The organism is Flavobacterium sedimenticola, assembly GCF_030053345.1.
In the GTDB taxonomy this organism is placed as follows: Bacteria; Bacteroidota; Bacteroidia; order Flavobacteriales; family Flavobacteriaceae; genus Flavobacterium; species Flavobacterium sedimenticola.
The window spans coordinates 474,206-494,953 of record NZ_JASGBP010000001.1 but is presented as its reverse complement, the minus strand read 5'-3'; the positions used below and the strand labels follow the sequence as shown (position 1 = coordinate 494,953).

Sequence of the window (20,748 nt, the reverse complement as noted above, 5' to 3'; positions counted from 1 at the left end):
TCAATTAATAATTACCTAATATCAACTATTTTAAGATTTGTTTCATCTAAAAATAGTAAAATGCGTCTTGAATATGCTCTGTTTTATAGTGATTTTCTTCTTTGTAAACAGCTATGATGTCAAAGCGAATATCCAAATCTAAATTGTTAGAAATAACATATTCATGTACGGCTTTAACCAACAATTGGATTTTTTTGGGGGTGACAAAATCTTGAGGCAAACCAAATTCGGTAGAAGATCGCGTTTTTACCTCAACAACCACTAATACATTTTCTTTTTGTGCCATGATGTCGATTTCCGCTTTTTGGAAAGTCCAGTTGGTTTCCAAAATGGTATAGCCGTTTTGCTGCAGAAAATCTACCGCTAGTTCTTCGCCGAATTTGCCTAATTCGTTGTGTTTTGCCATTTTTTAGCGTGTTAGATTTCAGAAAGTCAGGCTTCTTAGATTTTATTTAAAAACTAACTTTCTGAATAGTCTGAGAGGTCTATTCAAAAATCACTTTGCTTTTTTCAGGGGTTACTTCCATCGTAACTTGTCGCCCGAAAATTAAAGCGCGATTGTCTCGGATATGACCCGCCGGAAAGTTATAAATAATAGGGATATTCAATCCTTTTACCGTATCTTCAATAATTTCTAAGGCATTTCTTCCCCACGGAATTTCATTGTCTTTCATCTCGGTCATGCCGCCCACAATGATTCCTTTCAAACTACCCAAACAGCCGTTCCGTTTGAGATTCATCATCATGCGATCAACATGGTACAGGTATTCGTCTAAATCTTCCAAAAAAAGAATTTTATCGGTACAATCAATAGCCGATTCGGAGCCCAACAAACTGTACAAAATAGACAAATTACCGCCGACTAGTTCGCCTTTGGCTGTGCCGTTGTGATTTAAGGCATCGCAATCTAAAGTATACTGCAGTTTATCCCCGAATAACGCGGCGCACAACGAATTCTTAGCATCATCCGTAGCTCTCGGAATAGCCACCGGCATCGTGCCGTGAATCGATTCGATACCCATTCGGTTCAAATGGCTGTGCAAAACGGTTACATCGCTAAACCCGATAATCCATTTGGGGTTTTGTTTGAATTGGGTAAAATCCAATTTATCAATGATTTTTACCGTACCATAACCGCCACGTACACACCAAATAGCCTTGATATTCGGGTTGTCCATTTGCTCCTGAAAATCTGCCGCTCGTTGGTCATCGGTACCGGCCAACTGATAATAATCCAGTCCTATTGTATTTCCGATTTTAACATTCAATCCCCATCCCTCGAGCAAATCGATAGTGGGTTTCAAATTGTCCTCTATGTTTTTTCGTGCCGTGGAAACGATGGCAACGGTGTCGCCTTTTTGGAGATAAGGAGGTGTAATCATCTTTTTTTGGGAATAAGAAGAAAATGTTAGGAATGAAACTAAGATAAAAAGGATTCGCATGAATCTGAAAAATGATTGTAAATTGGCTATCCCAAAAGTAAACAAATCCCAAAATTAATTCGGGATTTCGTAGCTAAAAAGTTATTTTTGCAGTCTATTTTAAAGTTTATGCTAGAAAATCCAAAACGATATACCATTACGGCAGCCTTGCCGTATACCAATGGTCCTATACACATCGGTCACTTGGCCGGTGTTTACGTTCCGTCAGACATTTATGCCCGCTATCTGAGACTGCAAGGAAAAGATGTGGCGTTCATTTGCGGGAGTGATGAGCACGGTGTGGCCATCTCGATGAAAGCTAAAAAAGAAGGCATCACGCCACAGGAGGTCATCGATAAATACGACGGTATCATTCGAAAATCATTCGAAGATTTCGGGATTTCGTTTGACAATTATTCGCGCACTTCGGCTAAAATTCATCACGATACCGCTTCGGAATTCTTTAAAAAATTATACGACAACGGCGACTTCATTGAGGAAGTTACCGAACAATTATACGATGCCAAAGCCGAGCAGTTTTTGGCCGACCGTTTCGTGACCGGAACCTGCCCAAAATGCGGTAACGAAGAAGCCTATGGCGACCAATGTGAAAAATGCGGTTCCTCGTTAAATGCGACCGACTTAATCAACCCAAAATCGACTATCACCGGAGAAACGCCCATTTTAAAATCGACCAAACACTGGTTTTTGCCTTTAGACCGTTACCAGAATTTTATGAAAGAATGGATCTTGGTAGGTCATAAAAACGATTGGAAAACCAATGTTTTGGGGCAAGTCAAATCGTGGTTGGAAGACGGCGACGGATTGAAACCACGCGCCGTAACCCGTGATTTAGACTGGGGTATCGACGTTCCGGTAGCCGGCGCCGAAGGCAAAAAATTATACGTTTGGTTTGATGCGCCTATCGGCTATATTTCTTCTACCAAAGAATGGGCGGCTCGTGTGGGCAAAAACTGGGAGGATTATTGGAAATCCCCCGACACGAAACTGGTTCACTTTATCGGAAAAGACAACATCGTGTTCCACTGTATTATTTTCCCGGCGATGTTAAAAGCCGAAGGCAGTTATATTTTACCTGATAATGTTCCGGCGAATGAGTTCTTGAATTTGGAAGGCAATAAGCTCTCTACATCCAAAAACTGGGCGGTTTGGTTGCACGAGTACCTCATCGACTTCCCGGACAAACAAGATGTGTTGCGCTATGCGTTGACCGCGAATGCACCCGAAACCAAAGACAACGACTTTACCTGGAAAGATTTTCAGGCCAGAAACAATAATGAATTGGCGGCCATATTCGGGAACTTTATCAACCGTGTCGTGGTTTTGACAAACAAATATTACAACGGTATTGTACCAACACCGAATGACTTGACGGAAATAGACGAACACACTTTGGCTGAATTAAAAGCCTATCCTTCGGTGATTTCCAGTTCTGTGGAGCGCTACCGTTTCCGTGAAGCGCAGGGCGAATTGATGAATGTGGCTCGTTTAGGCAATAAATATTTAGCGGATGAAGAACCGTGGAAAATGATTAAGACAAATCCGGAGCGCGTGCAAACACAAATGTATGTAGCCCTGCAGATTGCAGCGGCCTTACAAGTATTATCCGAACCGTTTTTGCCTTTTACCTCGTCGAAATTAGCACGGATTTTACGTTGCAACCTCAATTGGAACAGCGTTTCGGAAACTTCCGATTTGATTCCGGCCGGTCACCAAATCGGAGAAGCAGAAATCTTATTTGCCCAAATTGAAGATGCCGAAATTCAGCAACAAATAGACAAACTCGAAGCCACTAAAAACGCCAATGCTATGGAGAACCGAAAACCGGAGCCTCAAAAACCGACCACTACTTTTGAAGATTTCTCGAAATTGGATTTGCGCGTCGGAACCATTTTAGAAGCCGAAAAAATGCCGAAAGCCAACAAATTGTTGGTATTAAAGGTCGATACAGGAATGGATGTACGCACCATAGTTTCGGGTATCGCCGAGCATTTCTCCCCCGAAGAAGTAATCGGGAAACGCGTAACCGTTTTGGTAAACTTAGCCCCGAGAGCCTTACGCGGCGTAGAAAGTCAAGGGATGATTTTGATGACCAACAATGCCGAAGGGAAATTGGTGTTTGTCAATCCGGATGCAGATGGTGTGGAAAATGGAGCGCTCATCAGTTAGTTTAAATTTATAAATGTTTTGATATGAAAAAAACAGTGCTGCTTCTCAGCGTCCTGATAAGTTTTGTCCATGCTGTTGCCCAAGAAAAAGCAACTTCATTTACCCCTACCGTAAAAGAAAAAAAAGATGTGTTTACGGTGGTTAATGAGCCCGAGAAAAAAGTAGTGTTGTTCTTTAGCGATAAAACCTCAACTACAGCACAACTTTTTGATGAAAGTTTGCAGGCTAAGGATGCCGTCACGGCAACCTATTCCAACAAAGACGTGGATGACCTTATTGGCTGTAGTTTTAACGGACTACGATACTATTTGTATTGGACTACGTCCAGCGACCAGCAAATCATGGCACAGTGTTACGATTTTGAGACTAAACAAGTCAAAAACACCCCTATTGCTATGGATTACGGTAAAGAAAAAATTATCAATAAAATAACCATTCAAAATACCTTTTACATTATTACGGCTTTAAAAGGAACTAGTCTCTTGAACTTATATAGTTTTTCGGAAGGAAAAATGAATAAAAAAACGATTGATTGTACCGACTATCGATTTGTTGACAGTAAAACCAAACGAGTGACTTTTTGGGAAATGTATAATGAGTTCAGCGGAACCGTATATTACAACGGCATTAAAAATATTTTAGACGAAACGCCGGCTTCTTTGGTCTTCAGCACCTATAAAAAGAAAGCATTCATTTATGAAAACCGTATCATTTTCACCTTTGATACCAATGAGGATTTTACACAAACACTGACTGTAAATTTAAATGATTTTACGGCTGTTCAAAAAGCATTTCCCCAACCTCACATTCCAAAAGGAGAATACGATGAAATTGATTCGAATTCCTTTTTTGTGAACAATAAACTCATTCAAATTAAGTCGGATCCCAGTTTGCTTTACATCACTGTAAAAGGAATGGACGGAACCGAATTAAAAAAACTATCAGCTTATACGGGTAAAGAAATCGAATTCAAAAATTCAGAAATTATTCAGGAGAATGGAGGTATCAAAAGCACCCGAATATTGGACAACACCAATCAGCTGATCAGAAAAATTTACACTCTTAATCCTTCTGTTTCTTCGTATTTCAATGATGGGAAGTACAATGTAGTCATAGGTGGTGTTTCTTATCCGCAGCAAAATGCCATAATGTATGGAGGAATGATTGGCGGGTTATCCGGTGCTTTAATCGGAGCGGCTATTTCACATAACTATTCGATGCAAAACTTGACTTCTTATAACGACAAAAAAGTGGTTTACATCAACTGTCTTTTTGACCAAAATTTCAATCATATTGACGGTGAAGGAAAAAAATTGGCTTTTGACAAGCTGCGATGGTTTGCCGAAGAAAACGATAAACTAATCAATCGGTCGATTTTCAAGTTTAACAACAAACTGTATTTAAGCGGTTACAATAAAACAACTCAAGAGTATTCTTTCTATCAATTTGAAGATTAAACTATGAATCTAAAAGTAATTGCCTTTGATGCCGATGACACCTTGTTTGTCAACGAACCCTACTTTCAGGAAACCGAACAAAAATTCTGTGCCTTGATGAGTGATTACTTATCGCACCAAGGATTGTCGCAGGAATTGTTTAAAACCGAAATCGCCAACTTGGAGTTGTACGGCTATGGTATTAAAGGCTACATCTTATCCATGATTGAAGCCGCCATGCGAATTTCCAATCACACCATTTCGGTGGAAGTGATTGAAAAGATTACGCAATACGGGAAAGAATTACTCCAAAAACCCATTGAACTGTTAGACGGAGTGGAAGAAACGTTGGCCGCTTTGCACGGACAATACAAATTAGTGGTCGCTACCAAAGGCGATTTGTTAGACCAGCGAAGAAAATTGCACAACTCAGGTTTAGGCCATTATTTTCACCATATCGAAGTGATGTCGGATAAAAAAGAGAAAGATTACGAAGACTTGCTAAAGCGTTTGGACATTAATGCTGATGAGTTTTTTATGATTGGCAACTCTTTAAAATCAGACGTGTTACCGGTGTTAAACATAGGCGGTCATGCCGTTCACATTCCGTTTCACACGACCTGGGAACACGAAAAAATAAGTCACAAAGTAGAACATCCCAACTTTAAAGCATTAGAAAAAATCACCGAAGTGTTACCTATTTTATTAGCCTAACGTGAAACAAAAACTCCATCTCGATACCTGGAACCGAAAAGAACACTTTCATTTTTTTAAGCAAATGGAAGAACCTTTTTTTGGTATTACCACCCGTGTCGACTGTACTAAAGCGTATGCCAATGCCAAAGCAACCGGTGTTTCCTTTTTTACCAATTATTTGCACAAAACCCTGGTTGCTGTTAATTCGATTGAGAATTTCCGTTATCGAATTATCGATGACGAAGTGTATGTTTTTGATCGTATTGATGCCTCGGCTACCATTTTACGCGAAGATAAAACGTTTGGTTTTTCGTTGATGGAATACCGCAAAGACTTCACCGAATTTGCTGAAATTACCCGAAAAGAAATTGAACGCATTCAAAATACAAGCGGACTTTTAACTCGAGAATTCGACATTAATTTGATTCATTTCTCTGCCGTGCCGTGGATTGATTTTACCTCGTATTCTCATGCCCGTAGTTTTAGTTTTCCCGATAGTTGTCCGAAAATTTCCTTTGGCAAAATGATTGAAGAAAACCATCGTAAAACGATGGCCCTATCGGTTCACGTACATCATGCTTTAGTCGACGGCTATCATGTGGGTCAATTTTTAACGTTATTTGAAGAATTGATGAACGAATAATTTTCTAACTTTACGAAAAAAGAAAAATATGTTAAAAGCTAATATTGAGAAAGCACTCAACCACCAAATTCGCATCGAATCAGAGTCCTCACAAATTTACTTGTCTATGGCTTGTTGGGCCGAAGTAAACGGTTTAGAAGGTGTTGCCCAGTTTATGTACAACCAATCTGATGAAGAGCGTATGCACATGCTGAAATTGGTGAAATATGTGAACGAAAGAGGTTCGCATGCCGAAATTACCGAACTCAAAGCACCTAAAACCAAGTTTGGTACTTTTAAAGAAATGTTTGAGGAATTGTATCAACACGAATTGTTTGTATCCAACTCCATTAACGAATTGGTACATATTACTTTGGCCGAAAAAGATTATGCTACGCACAACTTTTTACAATGGTATGTGGCTGAGCAAATAGAAGAAGAAGCACAAGCCAAAACCATCTTAGACAAAATCAATTTGATTGGTGAAGACCGCGGTGGTTTGTATTTGTTTGACCGCGATATTCAACAATTAACCGTAACCAGCTCGGTGTCATTAAACACAAATCCGTAAGGAACCGTGTTTCGTATCTTCTATTATTAAATGTGGTAAGATTGGGAAAGAAAGAAAAAAATAAAGTAGCCGACTTGGAGAAAAAGCACAAAAAACTCCTGCACAAAACGCACAAAATTGCCGAAAATTGCAAATCGGAATGCTGTGAAAAATACAAAAAGTCGGAGGAGAAAAGATGCAAAAGATGCCCCATGTTCGACTTGTTGAAAAAACTCAAAAAGATAAAAAGCCTTCAATCGTAGAAGGCTTTTTATTTAGTCGAAGTAGGTCCAATTGGAGCCGTCACTCACCACAATAACACTACGTCTGTTATTTTCCCACATGTAAATTTCGGTACTGCCGGTAGTAGAGCCTTTCGGAAAGAGCAATCCGCCGGCCGAGGTCAGCTTGGCCGTAACTGTATTTTGAATGTTTCTGATAATATAAATTCTTCCCGGATATGTCACGGCATTCGGTAACCTAAACTCTTGGTCGGTAGCTTGCGGAGCAATGGAAATGTATACCCCGTCATTAATCAGTGTTGCCGAACCACTTCCGGTGAGCGTCACTGTTTTTAGCGATACATTACCATTAATGTCTAAAGTACTTAAAGGCGTTGTAGTGTTAATGCCAACTTGCGCCAAACCAAAATGGACTCCGCCAGAGAGCACCATCCAAATTAGGAGTAATTTTAATTTTGACATAACAAGTTGATTTTGACCTATTTTATAAAATAAATGTAGTCAAATAATCGAATGTTTGTTACAGCACCATTTTCAAATCACCATCGAAAACGTTTTCGTGTTGACAACTTTATTGTTTTTACGTTAATTTTTTAAAGTATTGAAAATAAAAAACGGTAAAGTTCCCACTTTACCGTTCATGTCATGTGCTGGTGATGGCTATTTCCCTAACAACAAAATATCATTCACCACCACTTCGGTAACATAGCGCTTGGCTCCGTCTTTGTCATCATAACTTCTGTGCGTTAATTTTCCGTCAACAGCTACTTCTTTGCCTTTGTTAACGTACTTCTCGATAATCTCTGCGGTTTTACCCCAAGCCACTACTTTGTGCCATTCGGTATTCTCAATTTTCTCGCCTTTGTCATTGGTGTAATAATCATTGGTGGCAAGGGTAAAATTAGCTACCTTTCTTCCTCCTTCTAAAGTTTTAACTTCAGGATCTTGTCCTAAATGTCCAATCAACTGTACTCTGTTTCTCATGGCGTTTATATTTAAATGTTACTAATTACTTTTTCAGATTCATTGGCGAGTCTGACATGGCAAAGATGAAAAGCTTTCAAAAAAATAATCGGTTTCTTACCATTTACTTTCGACTATAAATAATTGTAACCGTTTACAAATAGAAATATTTTCGTACATTTGATTAAATACATAAGATTTTAAGCACATTTTATAAATTTAAACAAGAGTATTATGGACAGAAAATGTTTAGAATGTGGTGAAAAACTTGTAGGTAGAGAAGACAAAAAGTTTTGTGGTGACAGTTGTCGTAACACCTACAACAACAAAATCAATAAAGACTGCAATAATTACATGCGCAATACGCATAATAAGTTGCGAAAAAACTATCGCATATTAACCGCATTGAATACCGATGGGAAATCAAAAGCTTCTCGATTTAAACTATTAAGTAAAGGCTTCGACTTTGAGTATATCACCAATATCCGAACGACCAAAACCGGAAACACCTACTTTTTTATTTACGATCAGGGTTACATGCCCATCGATAATGATTTTTATGTCTTGGTCAAAAAAGATATTTAGTACATTTACCCTATCATAAGTCTGAAACAACTCATTCACTTGATGCTTCAGAGGCCAAACAAACAACTGTCCCATAATGAAAAACAACCCACCATCACTGATTAGCTTTTTGTTGTTAGCGGGTATACTCAGCGGCATTTTCTACTTCATGATGCCGCAAAACTATGATCAGACCGAAGCACCGCTATCCGAATTCTCTACCCAAAGAGCCTTACAAACGGTTAAAAGCATGACGGTTAAACCTCATTTTGTGGGTGCTGCTTATCACGAAAACGTAGCGTCCTACCTCCAAAAAGAACTGCAAACCCTGGGACTGCAACCTTCTGTTCAGGAAGGCTTTACCATGACCGAAAAAGGCACATTGGTCAAGTCCAAAAACATACTGGCCAAAATAAAAGGAAGTACCAGCGGTAAAGCATTGTTATTGCTATCCCATTACGACAGTGCACCGCATTCGGTTTCCCATGGCGCCAGTGATGATGCTTCGGGCGTAGCCACTATCTTGGAAAGTGTTCGCGCTTTTTTACACAACAAAACCCCGCACAAAAACGACATTATCATCCTTTTTAGTGATGCGGAAGAATTAGGTCTCAACGGTGCTGCCCTGTTTGTCACCCAACACCAATGGGCTAAAAATGTAGGGTTGGCACTCAATTTTGAAGCCCGAGGTTCCTCAGGCCCGAGTTACATGCTTATGGAAACCAATAAAGGCAATGCCGAAATGGTTCAGGCTTTCAGCAACGGAAATGTACCGTATCCGGTATCCAATTCGCTACTGTACAGCATTTACAAAATGCTGCCCAACGATACCGACTTAACTGTTTTTAGAGAACATGGACAAATTCAGGGTTTTAATTTTGCCTTCATCGACAGTCATTTTAATTACCACACCTCGCAAGACCGATGGGAACATTTAGACCCAAAAACCTTGGCGCATCAAGGCACCTATTTGTTGCCCTTGTTGAATCATTTTGCTAACGCCGATTTGTCGAAGTTGAATGCGACTACCGACAAAGTATATTTCAATATCCCGTTTTCATTAGTGAGTTACCCGTTTGATTGGATTTTACCTATGTTCATCGTGGCTTTCGCCCTGCTCTTGTTGTTCGTTTTTGTGGGTTTAGGCAAGCAAGTATTGCGCATGGATGAAATCATCAAAGGGTTTGTGCCGCTGCTTGGTGCTCTTATTGTAGCCGGATTACTTACCTATGCCGGCTGGAAATTATTCGTGAACTTTTATCCTGAATACCAAGACATTCTTCAGGGCTTTACCTATAACGGTCACGATTATATTTATGCTTTCATTAGTTTGTCAATGGCCGTTTGCTTTTTGTTTTATCCTAATAACGGCAAACGAAACCCCGAAATGAATCAGGCGGTAGCGCCATTGTTTCTTTGGTTAATCCTTAATCTCGTTATCTTTTTTAAATTGAAGGGTGCCGGTTTTTTAATTATTCCGGTGCTGTCCGGCACACTAATGTTGGGCATTTATGTCCTAACCCAAAAATCGTATTGGTTCATTAATGTGTTGTTGGCTATTCCAACTTTAGTTATTGTGGCACCGTTTATCCAAATGTTTCCCGTAGGATTGGGTTTAAAAATTATGTTTGTTAGCGCCATCGTGACGGTTTTGGCATTTGGTTTATTACTACCCGTTTTCGGTTCGTTCCAACGAAAACCGCTTTGGGCCGGGTTCTTCTTTTTGTTGGCTGTCGGATGGTGTATCAAAGCGCATCAAAATTCAGGTTACGCATACGGCAAAGCCAAACCCAACAGTTTAGTGTATGTTTTGGATAGCGATGTTAACCAAGCGCATTGGGCGACGTACGATGTTAATTTGGATGAATGGACCAAAGGCTATTTGGGAGAAAAACCCAAAAACGGAAAAGCGCTGAATACCAATACGCTCTACAGCAAATACGGTTCACAATTCACTTTTATGAAAGAAGCGCCGTTGAAAAACATCCCGAGACCTACCATTACCTTTATTCGGGATACGGTAAAAGGCAATCAACGGATGTACAAGATTCGGATAACACCGAATCGAAACGTAAATCGATACGATATCTTTAACAAAGACAATCAAATTCATAATCTCAAAGCCAACGGCGTAAAATCGATTGATATCAACAGCGCTATATCGGGGAAATCTTCGGGAAAATTGGTGACGTATTACGTAGTGAACAATGAACCTTTGGAGCTCGATTTTTCGATTCCGAAAACCCAAAAACTAAATCTGTCTTTGGTAGAAAGTTCCTTCGATTTACTCCGTAATCCGTGGTTTGCCATGACCCCCAGAAAAAATTGGATGATGCCAATGCCTTTTGTACTGAACGACGCCGTAATCATTCGTCAAAAAATAAAAGCGTCACCTATACTGCCGCAAAACAACAACCAACTTGTCCGACCGTACGGCAGCACAGTATCCGACAGTGTAGCGGTGGCCAAAGACAGTATACGCTAATGAAACAAATCAGTATTTTAGGTTGCGGTTGGTTGGGACTTCCCTTGGCAAAAGCATTAGTGAAGGAAGGGTTTCGGGTGAAAGGTTCTGTGACGACAGCTTCCAAAATACCGGCTTTGGTCTCCCACGGAATAGAAGCCTATACTTTAGAGATAGAAGAAACCAAGATTGTTGGCGATATTGAGGATTTTTTGAATGCCTCTTCTCTACTGATTATTGCCATTCCGCCCAAACTAAAAAATGCGGTACCCGATAGTTTTATTCAAAAGATAAAAACAGTATTGCCCAATGTGGAGCAATCGAGCCTGAAAAATGTGCTCTTTATCAGTTCAACCTCGGTGTATGCCGATGACAATTCGGTCATAACCGAAGCCACACCGCCGATACCCGATACCGAAAACGGAAAGCAACTTGTAGCGGCCGAAACGCTGTTAAAAAACAATGCGCATTTTACGACCACTCTAATTCGTTTTGGTGGTCTAATCGGATCCGACAGGCATCCGGTTTATTTTTTAGCCGGAAAGCAACAACTGGAAAATCCTTTGGCGCCCATCAACCTGATTCATCAATCGGATTGTATCGGTATTATTCGCGAAATTATAGCGCAAGGAAAGTTTGGCGAAACATTCAATGCCGCAGCGCCGTTTCACCCAACGCGAAAAGACTATTACACCCAAAAAGCGCAAACCTTGAATTTGCCGATCCCGCAATTTGATGACACCAAAAGGTCGGTTGGCAAAACCATTTCGAGCGACAAAATCATCCGTTTATTGGATTACGAGTTTCAATATCAAAGGTTATGAGAACCATTAATATTATGGGTTCTATTGTTTGTATTGATTTTAGTCGCTTCCCTTTTAAATCTATTTTGTTGATTCCAAAAAGAGGGAACCTTCATTTAATTAGAATTTTTTGGAAAAGCATAAAAAAACCTCAAGCATAACTTGAGGTTTTTATTGATGTGGTGATTACCAAATTTTCACTCGCTTATCGGGCGCGGTGTACATTCCGTCTCCCGGCTTGATGTCAAAGGCTTTGTGAAACGTATCCAAATTCATCAACGGTACATACGCACGGTACATTCCCGGGGAATGCGGATCGGTTTTAACTTGGTTTTTAATGGCTTCGTCGCGCATTTTGCTTCGCCAAATGGTAGCCCAGGAAATGAACAACCGTTGTTCCGGTGTAAATCCGTCAATTAAACCCGGATTGCCGTTTTCCTTCAAATACAACTGTAAACCATCATATGCTGCATTGATACCCCCTAAATCACCGATGTTTTCTCCTAAAGTAAATTTCCCGTCAACCCGAATTCCCGGTAGTGGTTCTAAAGCCGAATATTGATCGGCCAAAGCCATACCCAAAGCCGTAAATTTGGTTAAATCGTCGGCCGTCCACCAATCTACTAAATTCCCTTCGGCGTTGTATCGCGAACCTTCGTCGTCAAACCCATGGGAAATTTCGTGACCGATAACCGCTCCGATACCACCATAATTCACGGCTTCATCCGCTTGATAGTTGTAAAACGGCGGTTGTAAAATGGCAGCCGGGAACACAATCTCGTTGTACGACGGATTGTAATAGGCGTTCACCGTTTGCGGCGACATTCCCCATTCGGTTTTATCAACCGGTTTTCCTATTTTCTTGATACTTTTGGCATGATTCCAACGGGAAACATTCATCATGTTATCAAAATAATTGCCGCCTTCGGACGGACTTACAATAGCCAATTCGGAATAATCTTTCCATTGGTCGGGATACCCGATTTTAATAGTCAAACTGTTGAGTTTTTGAATGGCTTTTTGCTTGGTTTCGGCCGACATCCAATCGAGATTGGTAATTCGGATTTCGTAGGCACGCATCACGTTTTTGATCATTTTACGGGCTTTTTCTTTGGCTTCGGCCGGGAACATTTTGGCTACATATAATTTACCTAATGCTTCTCCAACACTACCATTTACGGTTTGCAGTGCTCGCTCTTCCAAAGCTCTTTGTTTGATAGCGCCGGTTAAGGTTTTCCCGTAAAAGTCAAAATTAGCCGCTCCGATTTCAGTAGACAACATGCCGGCAGCACGATTTAACAAGGCCCATCGCATATAGGCTTTCCAATCTTCTACATTGTTCTTCGCTAAAAGTGCTTGCAATTCGGCCATGTAACGCGGTTGTGAAACAATAATGGTATCACTGTTCGGAAAGCCGACACCGCCTAAATAGCCTTTCCAATCAATCGCCGGCACCATTTTTTGTAAATCGGTTACAGCAGTCGGATTGTATTGTTTTCGGGCATCTCTGCGCTCTACCCTGTCTAATCTTGGTTTTGACATGGCGGTTTCAAACGCTACAATTTTAGCCGCATCAGCCTTAGCTTGATCCGGTTTAATACCAATGTAAGCCAACATACGAGCAACATGTGCTTGGTATTTTTCTCTTTTTTCCTTAGAATCTTTATCTTCCGAAACATAATAATCCCTGTCGGGCAATCCTAAACGACCCGGGGCCAATGTGATGGAGTTTTTGTTACTGTCTTTGTCATCAGCTCCTACGCCTACTCCAAAAAATCCTATGCCGCCAAGCGGTTCCATCTCGATTAACAATTTTTGCAAATCTTTGATGTTCTTTACGGCATTAATTTTGGCCAAATAGGGTTTTATAGGGTTAATCCCTTGTTTGTTTCGAGCCACTGTATCCATAATGGATTTGTAGAGATTGATGGCTTTTCCCTGGTCGGTATTGGATTTGAAAGAGGGATTATTTACCGCATCTTTCAAAATTTCCAGAGCGTCGATGTCGGTTCTCTGACGCAATTCATCGAAACTTCCCCAACGATTTCTGTCGGCCGGAATTTCGGTGTTTTTCAACCAAGTTCCGTTCACGTAAGTAAAAAAATCATCTTTCGGACTGACCGATTTGTCCATTAACGACAAATCGATTCCCGGTGTTTTTTGTTGAGCGGCAACCGGAAGCATTACTGCAGCCATAAAAGCTGTGGCCCAAAATTTTGAAATAGAGTTCATATGCGTAATTTGTTTCGTTTGTATTCGTAATTACAAATGTATCGATTTCGATAGCAGAAATCATTTTTTAACAAAATTATAAGTACTGATTAAGGTCAAAATGTTACCAATCATGGCGTTGCTTTTGTACTTTTGTCAAAAAAAAGCATGCTGCATTTTATCCAAAAATATCGCATTTTCTTCGGCACATTCCTGCTCTTTTCCATCATTACCATAGCTTTATTTTACAGCGCCTTAAAACCGAGCAAATCGTTACCGATTTACAATCCGTCCGATGTCAATCCCGAATTGGTGGACAGCACTGTGCAGTACGTCAGTAAATACCACACTATAGCCGATTTTGCATTTACCAATCAAAACGGCAAAACCATTACCCAAAAAGATTACGAAGGCAAAATTTATGTGGCCGACTTTTTCTTCACCACCTGTGGCTCCATCTGCCCGATAATGACCACCAACATGATTGATGTGCAAAAGGCTTTTTTGAATAATCCGAAAGTAATGCTGCTGTCGCATACCGTTACGCCGGAGATTGACAGCGTTCCGGTATTGAAAAAATATGCTTTGAAAAAAGGTGTAATTGATTCGAAATGGAATTTGGTAACCGGTGATAAAAAAGACATTTACAGTATGGCTCGCAAATCGTACTTGGCTGTTAAACTCGGAAAGCCGGAAGAATTATACGATATGGTGCATACCGAAAACTTTGTGTTGGTAGATGCCGAAAGAAGAGTCCGCGGCTTTTACGATGGCACCAAAAAAGAAGACATTCAAAAACTCATTGATGACATTAATTGGCTATTGGAAGAAGATAAAAATGAGTTAAACTGATAATTATCACGGGATATTCTTTTTTTATCGCTACTTTTGTAATCTTAATTCAATCTAAATAAGCATTGATAACAACCGTTGACGTATTACCTATCGGAACTAAAGCCGTTATTACCGAAGTGGATTTGGAAAAAATCCCATTAAAGCTTTTGGAAATGGGATGCTTACCCGGCAATGATTTGGAGATTCTCCATATTGCTCCTTTGGGCGATCCGATTTACCTCAATGTCAACAACGGTTCCTTCTTGGCCATTCGAAAAGAAAGCGCTCACGAGATTAAAGTTGAAATCCTTTAGAGAAAATGAGTCAAAACATCAATGTAGCGCTAATCGGAAACCCAAATACCGGAAAAACTTCGGTGTTTAACCAATTAACCGGACTCAACCAACAGGTGGGAAATTATCCGGGTATTACGGTTGAAAAAAAATTAGGGTTTTGCAAACTGCCCAATAATTTCAAAGCAAATATTTTAGATTTACCGGGAACCTATAGTTTGAATGCCAGTTCTATTGACGAAAATGTGGTGATTGAATTGTTGTTGAACAAAAACGACAAACTCTTCCCCGATGTAGCGGTTGTGGTTACGGATGTTGAGAATTTGAAGCGAAATCTTTTGCTTTTTACCCAAATCAAAGATTTAGAAATTCCGACGATATTGGTCATCAATATGACCGATCGTATGAAAGCCAAAGGAATTTCGTTAGATATTCCGTATCTGGAAGAACAACTGAAGACCAAAATTGTTTTGGTGAGTACCCGAAAAGGCGTTGGTATTGAAGAGCTGAAAAATACAATTGTCGACTACAAAAATTTATCGACCGAGCCTTGTTTGAATGCCTCGAGCATCGATCGAGCGTATTTCGACAAACTGCAACAAGCGTTCCCGAATCAATTGTTGTATAAACTTTGGTTGGTGATTACGCAAGATGTGTATTTCTTAAATTTGGAACGAAAAGAAATTCCGAGTGAATTTACCAAATCGCATTCGGAGTTGAAACGATTGCAACAAAAAGAAACCATAAAGCGGTATCAATTTATAAACGATACACTCAAAATCGGTCAAAAAATAGATACCGCCAACGCCACCGATTTGCGGGCGAAACTGGACAAAATCTTAACCCATAAAATTTTTGGGTACGCCATATTCTTCGGAATCTTATTGTTGATTTTTCAATCGATTTTTGATTGGTCGAGTGTGCCGATGGAATTCATCGACAGCACTTTTGCCAACTTGGCCAATTACACCAAAAATCATTTGCCGGCCGGCGAATTTACCAATCTGCTCAGCGAGGGAATCATCCCGGGTATCGGTGGTATTGTGATTTTTATACCGCAAATTGCTTTTCTTTTTCTGTTTATTTCGGTACTCGAAGAAAGCGGTTACATGAGTCGTGTAGTGTTTTTGATGGATAAAATTATGCGCCGCTACGGCTTGTCCGGCAAAAGTGTTGTTCCCTTAATCTCGGGAACAGCCTGCGCCATTCCCGCCATTATGAGTGCGCGAAATATTGAAAATTGGAAAGAAAGACTGATTACTATGCTGGTGACGCCATTTATTACCTGCTCGGCGCGTTTACCGGTCTATGCCATATTGATTGCTTTGATTATCCCCGAAAAAAGAATCCTCGGCGTTTTCAGTTTACAAGGAGTTACCCTTATGATTTTGTATTTGCTGGGTTTCGGTATGGCTATTTTTTCGGCTTTTCTCTTAAACAAATATTTAAAGCTCAAAACCAAATCGTATTTTGTAGTGGAAATGCCTACTTACAAATTACCGCTATTTAAAAACGTGGCCATTAACGTGGTTGAAAAAACAAAATCGTTTGTGTTTGGCGCCGGAAAAATCATTTTAGCATTATCAGTTATATTGTGGTTTTTAGGTTCGCACGGACCGGCCAAAGGATTTGACAATGCCGAAAGCTTGGTCATCAAAAAAGTCAAAGCCGAAAACCGTCTTGATGATTTAGAATACCTGAACGACCAAATCAGCTCGCACAAACTCGAAAACTCATACATCGGAATTATCGGAAAATCGATTGAACCGGTGATTCGTCCTTTGGGCTACGATTGGAAAATAGGTATTGCCGTAGTGAGCTCTTTTGCGGCACGCGAAGTTTTTGTGGGAACACTAGCCACCATTTACAGCGTCGGCAGTCATGGTGATGAGGAGAGAACCATTAAAAACCGAATGGCCGCCGAAGTTCATGCCGATGGACGAAAAGTATTCAACTTTGCTACCGGAGTTTCACTACTGCTCTTTTATGCCTTTGCCATGCAATGTATTAGTACTCTGGCTATTGTAAAAAAAGAAACCAACAGCTGGAAATGGCCACTGGTTCAACTGATTTTTATGAGTGGTTTTGCGTATCTGACCGCTTTGCTGGCGTACCAACTTCTAAAATAAATTCCTTTTTTTTGAGCTGCAAAATAAATTCAAAATTTTATTATTTATATTTTGTCTAAATAAAAATACGATTTATCTTTGCCGCGTTGATTTAATCTAAATAAAAAATGCGACGTTTATCCTTTTTGCTCGTTACCCTACTGGCAACCTACTCTGTAAAAGCACAAGACCAATTCGAACCTGAAGACAACGACACCATCAAAAGACTCGCTCCGGTGGTTATCATTCCCAAACAACAAAGTCCGGAAAGAATGCCTGAAACCAAAGACAATATATTGTTTTCGGGTAAAAAAAATGAAGTCTTACAGCTGTCCAACATCAACGGAAACTTAACCAATAACAATGCTCGCGAGATTTTTGCGAGAATTCCCGGGGTAACGGTATGGGAAAACGACGGTTCGGGTATTCAAATCAATGTTGGCGTTCGCGGACTGAGTCCAAACAGAAGCTGGGAACTCAACACCCGGCAAAACGGTTATGATATTTCATCGGATGTGTTCGGTTATCCGGAAGCGTACTACAATCCGCCATTGGAAGCTGTTGAAACCATCAGTTTGGTGCGTGGCGGTGCTTCGTTACAGTTTGGCCCACAGTTTGGCGGTACTTTAAACTATATTTTGAAAAGAGAGAACCAGAAAAAATTCTCTTTCGAAACTCAAAACACGGTGGGAAGCTATGGCTTAATGAGCAGCTACAATGCTATTGGCGGAAAGTATCAAAAATTCTCTTATTACGTGTATAACCATTCCCGAAGTGGCGACGGTTGGAGAGAAAACAGCGAATACACGGTTAGAAATACCCATGCGTTTGTGCAATACCGATTTACAGAAAACACCAAACTTTCGGCAGAATATACTAATATGGATTACCAAATGCAACAAGCCGGTGGTTTAACCGATGAGCAGTTTGATAACAATCCGCGTCAGTCCTTGAGAGAAAGAAACTGGTTTGGGACACCTTGGAATTTGTTCTCCATTCATTTAGATACTAAAATCAGCGACCGTTTTACCTCAGACACCAAGTTTTTCGGACTCATCGGAGAACGCAACAGTGTCGGTTTTACTGCAGCACCCAATGTAGAAGATGCCATCAACCCGACTACTAACGATTACGCTAACAGAAGAGTAGACCGCGATTACTACAAAAACTTTGGCTTGGAAAACAGAAATATATTGAAATACAAATTAGGCAAAATGGATAACAATCTGGCTTTTGGCGTTCGTTTGTATAAAGCGAATACCGAACGCAAACAAGAAGGAAAAGGCACTACCGGATCCGATTTTGATTTGTCGATTGAAGGCGAATTTGCCCGCGACTTAGATTTTACCACCGAAAACGTAGCTTTCTTTGCGGAAAACCAATTCAAAGTCACCGAAAAATTCAGCGTTACTCCGGGCGTTCGTTACGAATACATCAACTCGGAGGCCGAAGGAAGATTTGGCATTAGCGGCGGAAGTGAAGTAGCCTTACCAAACAAAACCATCTCCAGAACCCAACCGCTATTCGGTTTAGGTTTAGAGTACAAATTCAGAACCACCAACATTTATGCGAACATTACCCAAGCGTACAGACCGGTACTGTTCTCCGATTTAACGCCTCCGGCCGTGACAGATGTTATCGATCCGAACTTAAAAGATGCTGATGGGTATAATGCTGATTTAGGGTTTAGAGGTACTTATAAAAACTATTTGAACTTCGATTTCAGTTTGTTTTACCTGAGCTATAACAACCGTATCGGTGGTGTACGTCAGTTTGTAAACAACGACCCAACGCAAGGAACATACATTTACAGAACCAATTTAGGGGAAACCGTAAACAAGGGAATTGAAGGTTTCTTTAACGTAAACGTTACGCGTTTATTGGAAGTAGAAAAACCATACGGCAACTTAGATTTGTTTGCTTCTGTGAGTTTTATCGACAGTCGTTATACCGATTTTAAAGTGTATACCGCTACCGGAAGCGCACCAAACGTAACGATTACCGAAAGTAACTTGTCGGGCAACCGCGTGGAAAATGCGCCGAGATACATCCACAACTTTGGCCTTTCTTGGGGTAATAACAATCTATCGGCTACCGTGCAATACCGTATGTCGGGGAAAATTTTCACCGATGCTAATAATACAAAAGCGGCATCAGCGAATGGCTTGACCGGTTTGTTGGAAGAGTACCAAGTTTTTGACTTTTCAGCCGAATACAAGTTTTTGAAAAACTACAACCTCCGTGCAGGAATTAATAACCTGTTCGACGAGGAATACGCTACTCGAAGAGCCGGCGGGTATCCGGGCCCCGGAATATTGCCGGGTGATGGAAGAACGTTTTATATTTCAGTTGGCGCCAAACTTTAATACAAAAAGGTTTTCATTATGATGAAAACCTTTTTACATTTATACGATGTTACAAACGGTATTAACATATTGCTTTTTGGGACTCGCTGTTTTTTTCTTGGTAAAACCGCTTTTTAAAGGTAAAAAATCAAAGAAAAACTGTGGTAATGACGGCTGTGGTTGTCATTAGCCCAAGGCGACATCCAAAATCATCATCACGATAAATCCGCCTATAAATCCCAAAGTAGCAATATCGGTATTCTTATCCTGTTGGGTTTCCGGAATGACTTCTTCCACCACCACAAATATCATCGCCCCGGCTGCAAAAGCTAAGGCATAAGGCAATAAAGGCGTGAAAAAAGTAACGGCTACAGCCCCCAAAACTCCGGCAATGGGTTCCACAATGGCCGATGATTGACCGTACATAAAGCTTTTCCATCGACTCATTCCCATTCTACGCAACGGCATGGATACGGCGATGCCTTCGGGAAAATTTTGAATGCCGATTCCTATTGCTAATGTAACCGCTCCGGCAATTGAGGCTTCCGGAATTCCGGCGGCAACCCCTCCAAAAAGAACACCAACTGCTAACCCTTCGGGGATGTTGTGTAACGTAATGGCCAAGACCAACAAAGTCGTTCGCTGCCAAGGAGACTTCATCCCTTCGGTTTCTTTAAAATTGATGTGTAAGTGAGGCAATACTTTGTCTAATCCGAAGATAAAAAAAGCGCCCAACAGAAACCCAACAGCAGCAGGTATGACTTTTATGAAACCTTCTCCTTCACTCATGTCGATGGCCGGAGCCAGCAAACTCCAAAAACTCGCCGCTACCATTACGCCACCGGTAAAACCAAGCATCCCGTCGAGCACAACGCGATTCATACTCTTAAAAAAGAAAACAAATGATGCTCCAAGTGCCGTTAAAAACCACGTAAACATCGTGGCATAAAAAGCGGCCAAAATAGGATCAATGCTTTCAAAATAGTCGATTACCGCTTCAAACATA

At 40.6% G+C, this 20,748-nt stretch carries 18 protein-coding genes; 12 read left to right on the top strand and 6 right to left on the bottom strand.

Annotated features, from left to right (window positions below; translation table 11 throughout):
• Positions 1-46 precede the first annotated feature (46 nt).
• Both QHT84_RS02195 and QHT84_RS02190 read right to left on the bottom strand, forming a co-directional pair.
• Complete coding sequence (locus QHT84_RS02195; protein ID WP_283237903.1) at positions 47-406, bottom strand: YraN family protein; 360 nt, start codon at positions 404-406, stop codon at positions 47-49.
• Between the two features lie 79 nt (positions 407-485).
• Positions 486-1,382 carry a S66 peptidase family protein gene (locus QHT84_RS02190; RefSeq protein ID WP_283237902.1) on the bottom strand — a complete coding sequence of 299 codons (897 nt, stop codon included), beginning with the start codon at positions 1,380-1,382 and terminating at the stop codon, positions 486-488.
• 168 nt (positions 1,383-1,550) lie between these two features.
• On the opposite strand from QHT84_RS02190, the gene metG reads away from it, so the two are divergent.
• Genes metG through QHT84_RS02165 form a run of 5 tightly spaced genes read left to right on the top strand, consistent with a single transcriptional unit; the run spans position 1,551 to position 6,936 of the window.
• Positions 1,551-3,611 carry a methionine--tRNA ligase gene (gene metG, locus QHT84_RS02185; RefSeq protein WP_283237901.1) on the top strand — a complete coding sequence of 687 codons (2,061 nt, stop codon included), beginning with the start codon at positions 1,551-1,553 and terminating at the stop codon, positions 3,609-3,611.
• 23 nt (positions 3,612-3,634) lie between these two features.
• Complete coding sequence (locus QHT84_RS02180) at positions 3,635-5,068, top strand: hypothetical protein (protein WP_283237900.1); 1,434 nt, start codon at positions 3,635-3,637, stop codon at positions 5,066-5,068.
• A gap of 3 nt (positions 5,069-5,071) precedes the next feature.
• Positions 5,072-5,761: an HAD family hydrolase gene (locus QHT84_RS02175; RefSeq protein WP_283237899.1), complete on the top strand. Its 690-nt coding sequence runs from the start codon at positions 5,072-5,074 to the stop codon at positions 5,759-5,761.
• A 1-nt stretch (position 5,762) separates the two neighbouring features.
• Positions 5,763-6,386, top strand: coding sequence for a chloramphenicol acetyltransferase (locus QHT84_RS02170; RefSeq protein ID WP_283237898.1), 624 nt, complete (start codon positions 5,763-5,765; stop codon positions 6,384-6,386).
• Between the two features lie 28 nt (positions 6,387-6,414).
• Positions 6,415-6,936, top strand: a complete 522-nt coding sequence (locus QHT84_RS02165; protein ID WP_283237897.1) for a ferritin — start codon at positions 6,415-6,417, stop codon at positions 6,934-6,936.
• A gap of 254 nt (positions 6,937-7,190) precedes the next feature.
• Here QHT84_RS02165 and QHT84_RS02155 read toward each other — a convergent pair whose 3' ends face one another.
• Both QHT84_RS02155 and QHT84_RS02150 read right to left on the bottom strand, forming a co-directional pair.
• Positions 7,191-7,619: a hypothetical protein gene (locus tag QHT84_RS02155; RefSeq protein WP_283237895.1), complete on the bottom strand. Its 429-nt coding sequence runs from the start codon at positions 7,617-7,619 to the stop codon at positions 7,191-7,193.
• Positions 7,620-7,817: 198 nt separating this feature from the next.
• Positions 7,818-8,150: a single-stranded DNA-binding protein gene (locus QHT84_RS02150; protein ID WP_283238305.1), complete on the bottom strand. Its 333-nt coding sequence runs from the start codon at positions 8,148-8,150 to the stop codon at positions 7,818-7,820.
• Between the two features lie 204 nt (positions 8,151-8,354).
• On the opposite strand from QHT84_RS02150, the gene QHT84_RS02145 reads away from it, so the two are divergent.
• The 3 genes from QHT84_RS02145 to QHT84_RS02135 all read left to right on the top strand — a co-directional run bounded on the left by QHT84_RS02145 (position 8,355) and on the right by QHT84_RS02135 (position 11,972).
• Positions 8,355-8,705 carry a hypothetical protein gene (locus QHT84_RS02145; protein ID WP_283237894.1) on the top strand — a complete coding sequence of 117 codons (351 nt, stop codon included), beginning with the start codon at positions 8,355-8,357 and terminating at the stop codon, positions 8,703-8,705.
• 76 nt (positions 8,706-8,781) lie between these two features.
• Positions 8,782-11,169, top strand: a complete 2,388-nt coding sequence (locus tag QHT84_RS02140; protein ID WP_283237893.1) for a M28 family peptidase — start codon at positions 8,782-8,784, stop codon at positions 11,167-11,169.
• Positions 11,169-11,972, top strand: a complete 804-nt coding sequence (locus tag QHT84_RS02135) for an SDR family oxidoreductase (RefSeq protein ID WP_283237892.1) — start codon at positions 11,169-11,171, stop codon at positions 11,970-11,972. The genes QHT84_RS02140 and QHT84_RS02135 overlap by 1 nt, the downstream gene beginning before the upstream one ends.
• Positions 11,973-12,137: 165 nt before the next feature.
• On the opposite strand, the gene QHT84_RS02130 is transcribed toward QHT84_RS02135, so the two are convergent.
• Positions 12,138-14,147: a M13 family metallopeptidase gene (locus tag QHT84_RS02130; RefSeq protein WP_283238304.1), complete on the bottom strand. Its 2,010-nt coding sequence runs from the start codon at positions 14,145-14,147 to the stop codon at positions 12,138-12,140.
• Positions 14,148-14,330: 183 nt separating this feature from the next.
• On the opposite strand from QHT84_RS02130, the gene QHT84_RS02125 reads away from it, so the two are divergent.
• From QHT84_RS02125 to QHT84_RS02110, 4 genes are all read left to right on the top strand, one after another.
• Positions 14,331-15,014, top strand: a complete 684-nt coding sequence (locus QHT84_RS02125; RefSeq protein ID WP_283237891.1) for an SCO family protein — start codon at positions 14,331-14,333, stop codon at positions 15,012-15,014.
• A 65-nt stretch (positions 15,015-15,079) separates the two neighbouring features.
• Complete coding sequence (locus QHT84_RS02120) at positions 15,080-15,310, top strand: FeoA family protein (RefSeq protein WP_283237890.1); 231 nt, start codon at positions 15,080-15,082, stop codon at positions 15,308-15,310.
• A 5-nt stretch (positions 15,311-15,315) separates the two neighbouring features.
• Complete coding sequence (gene feoB, locus QHT84_RS02115; RefSeq protein WP_283237889.1) at positions 15,316-17,418, top strand: ferrous iron transport protein B; 2,103 nt, start codon at positions 15,316-15,318, stop codon at positions 17,416-17,418.
• A gap of 107 nt (positions 17,419-17,525) precedes the next feature.
• Complete coding sequence (locus QHT84_RS02110; protein WP_283237888.1) at positions 17,526-19,763, top strand: TonB-dependent receptor family protein; 2,238 nt, start codon at positions 17,526-17,528, stop codon at positions 19,761-19,763.
• Positions 19,764-19,928: 165 nt separating this feature from the next.
• On the opposite strand, the gene QHT84_RS02105 is transcribed toward QHT84_RS02110, so the two are convergent.
• Positions 19,929-20,747, bottom strand: coding sequence for a ZIP family metal transporter (locus QHT84_RS02105; RefSeq protein ID WP_283237887.1), 819 nt, complete (start codon positions 20,745-20,747; stop codon positions 19,929-19,931).
• Between the last annotated feature and the right edge of the window lies 1 nt (position 20,748).

Excerpts from the sequence above, each read along its gene's own strand:
- QHT84_RS02195 (WP_283237903.1), bottom strand. The coding sequence starts at position 406 with ATGGCAAAACACAACGAATTAGGCAAATTCGGCGAAGAACTAGCGGTA.
- QHT84_RS02190 (WP_283237902.1), bottom strand. The coding sequence starts at position 1,382 with ATGATTACACCTCCTTATCTCCAAAAAGGCGACACCGTTGCCATCGTT.
- metG (WP_283237901.1), top strand. The coding sequence starts at position 1,551 with ATGCTAGAAAATCCAAAACGATATACCATTACGGCAGCCTTGCCGTAT.
- QHT84_RS02180 (WP_283237900.1), top strand. The coding sequence starts at position 3,635 with ATGAAAAAAACAGTGCTGCTTCTCAGCGTCCTGATAAGTTTTGTCCAT.
- QHT84_RS02175 (WP_283237899.1), top strand. The coding sequence starts at position 5,072 with ATGAATCTAAAAGTAATTGCCTTTGATGCCGATGACACCTTGTTTGTC.
- QHT84_RS02165 (WP_283237897.1), top strand. The coding sequence starts at position 6,415 with ATGTTAAAAGCTAATATTGAGAAAGCACTCAACCACCAAATTCGCATC.
- QHT84_RS02155 (WP_283237895.1), bottom strand. The coding sequence starts at position 7,619 with ATGTCAAAATTAAAATTACTCCTAATTTGGATGGTGCTCTCTGGCGGA.
- QHT84_RS02145 (WP_283237894.1), top strand. The coding sequence starts at position 8,355 with ATGGACAGAAAATGTTTAGAATGTGGTGAAAAACTTGTAGGTAGAGAA.
- QHT84_RS02140 (WP_283237893.1), top strand. The coding sequence starts at position 8,782 with ATGAAAAACAACCCACCATCACTGATTAGCTTTTTGTTGTTAGCGGGT.
- QHT84_RS02135 (WP_283237892.1), top strand. The coding sequence starts at position 11,169 with ATGAAACAAATCAGTATTTTAGGTTGCGGTTGGTTGGGACTTCCCTTG.
- QHT84_RS02130 (WP_283238304.1), bottom strand. The coding sequence starts at position 14,147 with ATGGCTGCAGTAATGCTTCCGGTTGCCGCTCAACAAAAAACACCGGGA.
- QHT84_RS02125 (WP_283237891.1), top strand. The coding sequence starts at position 14,331 with ATGCTGCATTTTATCCAAAAATATCGCATTTTCTTCGGCACATTCCTG.
- feoB (WP_283237889.1), top strand. The coding sequence starts at position 15,316 with ATGAGTCAAAACATCAATGTAGCGCTAATCGGAAACCCAAATACCGGA.
- QHT84_RS02110 (WP_283237888.1), top strand. The coding sequence starts at position 17,526 with ATGCGACGTTTATCCTTTTTGCTCGTTACCCTACTGGCAACCTACTCT.
- QHT84_RS02105 (WP_283237887.1), bottom strand. The coding sequence starts at position 20,747 with ATGTTTGAAGCGGTAATCGACTATTTTGAAAGCATTGATCCTATTTTG.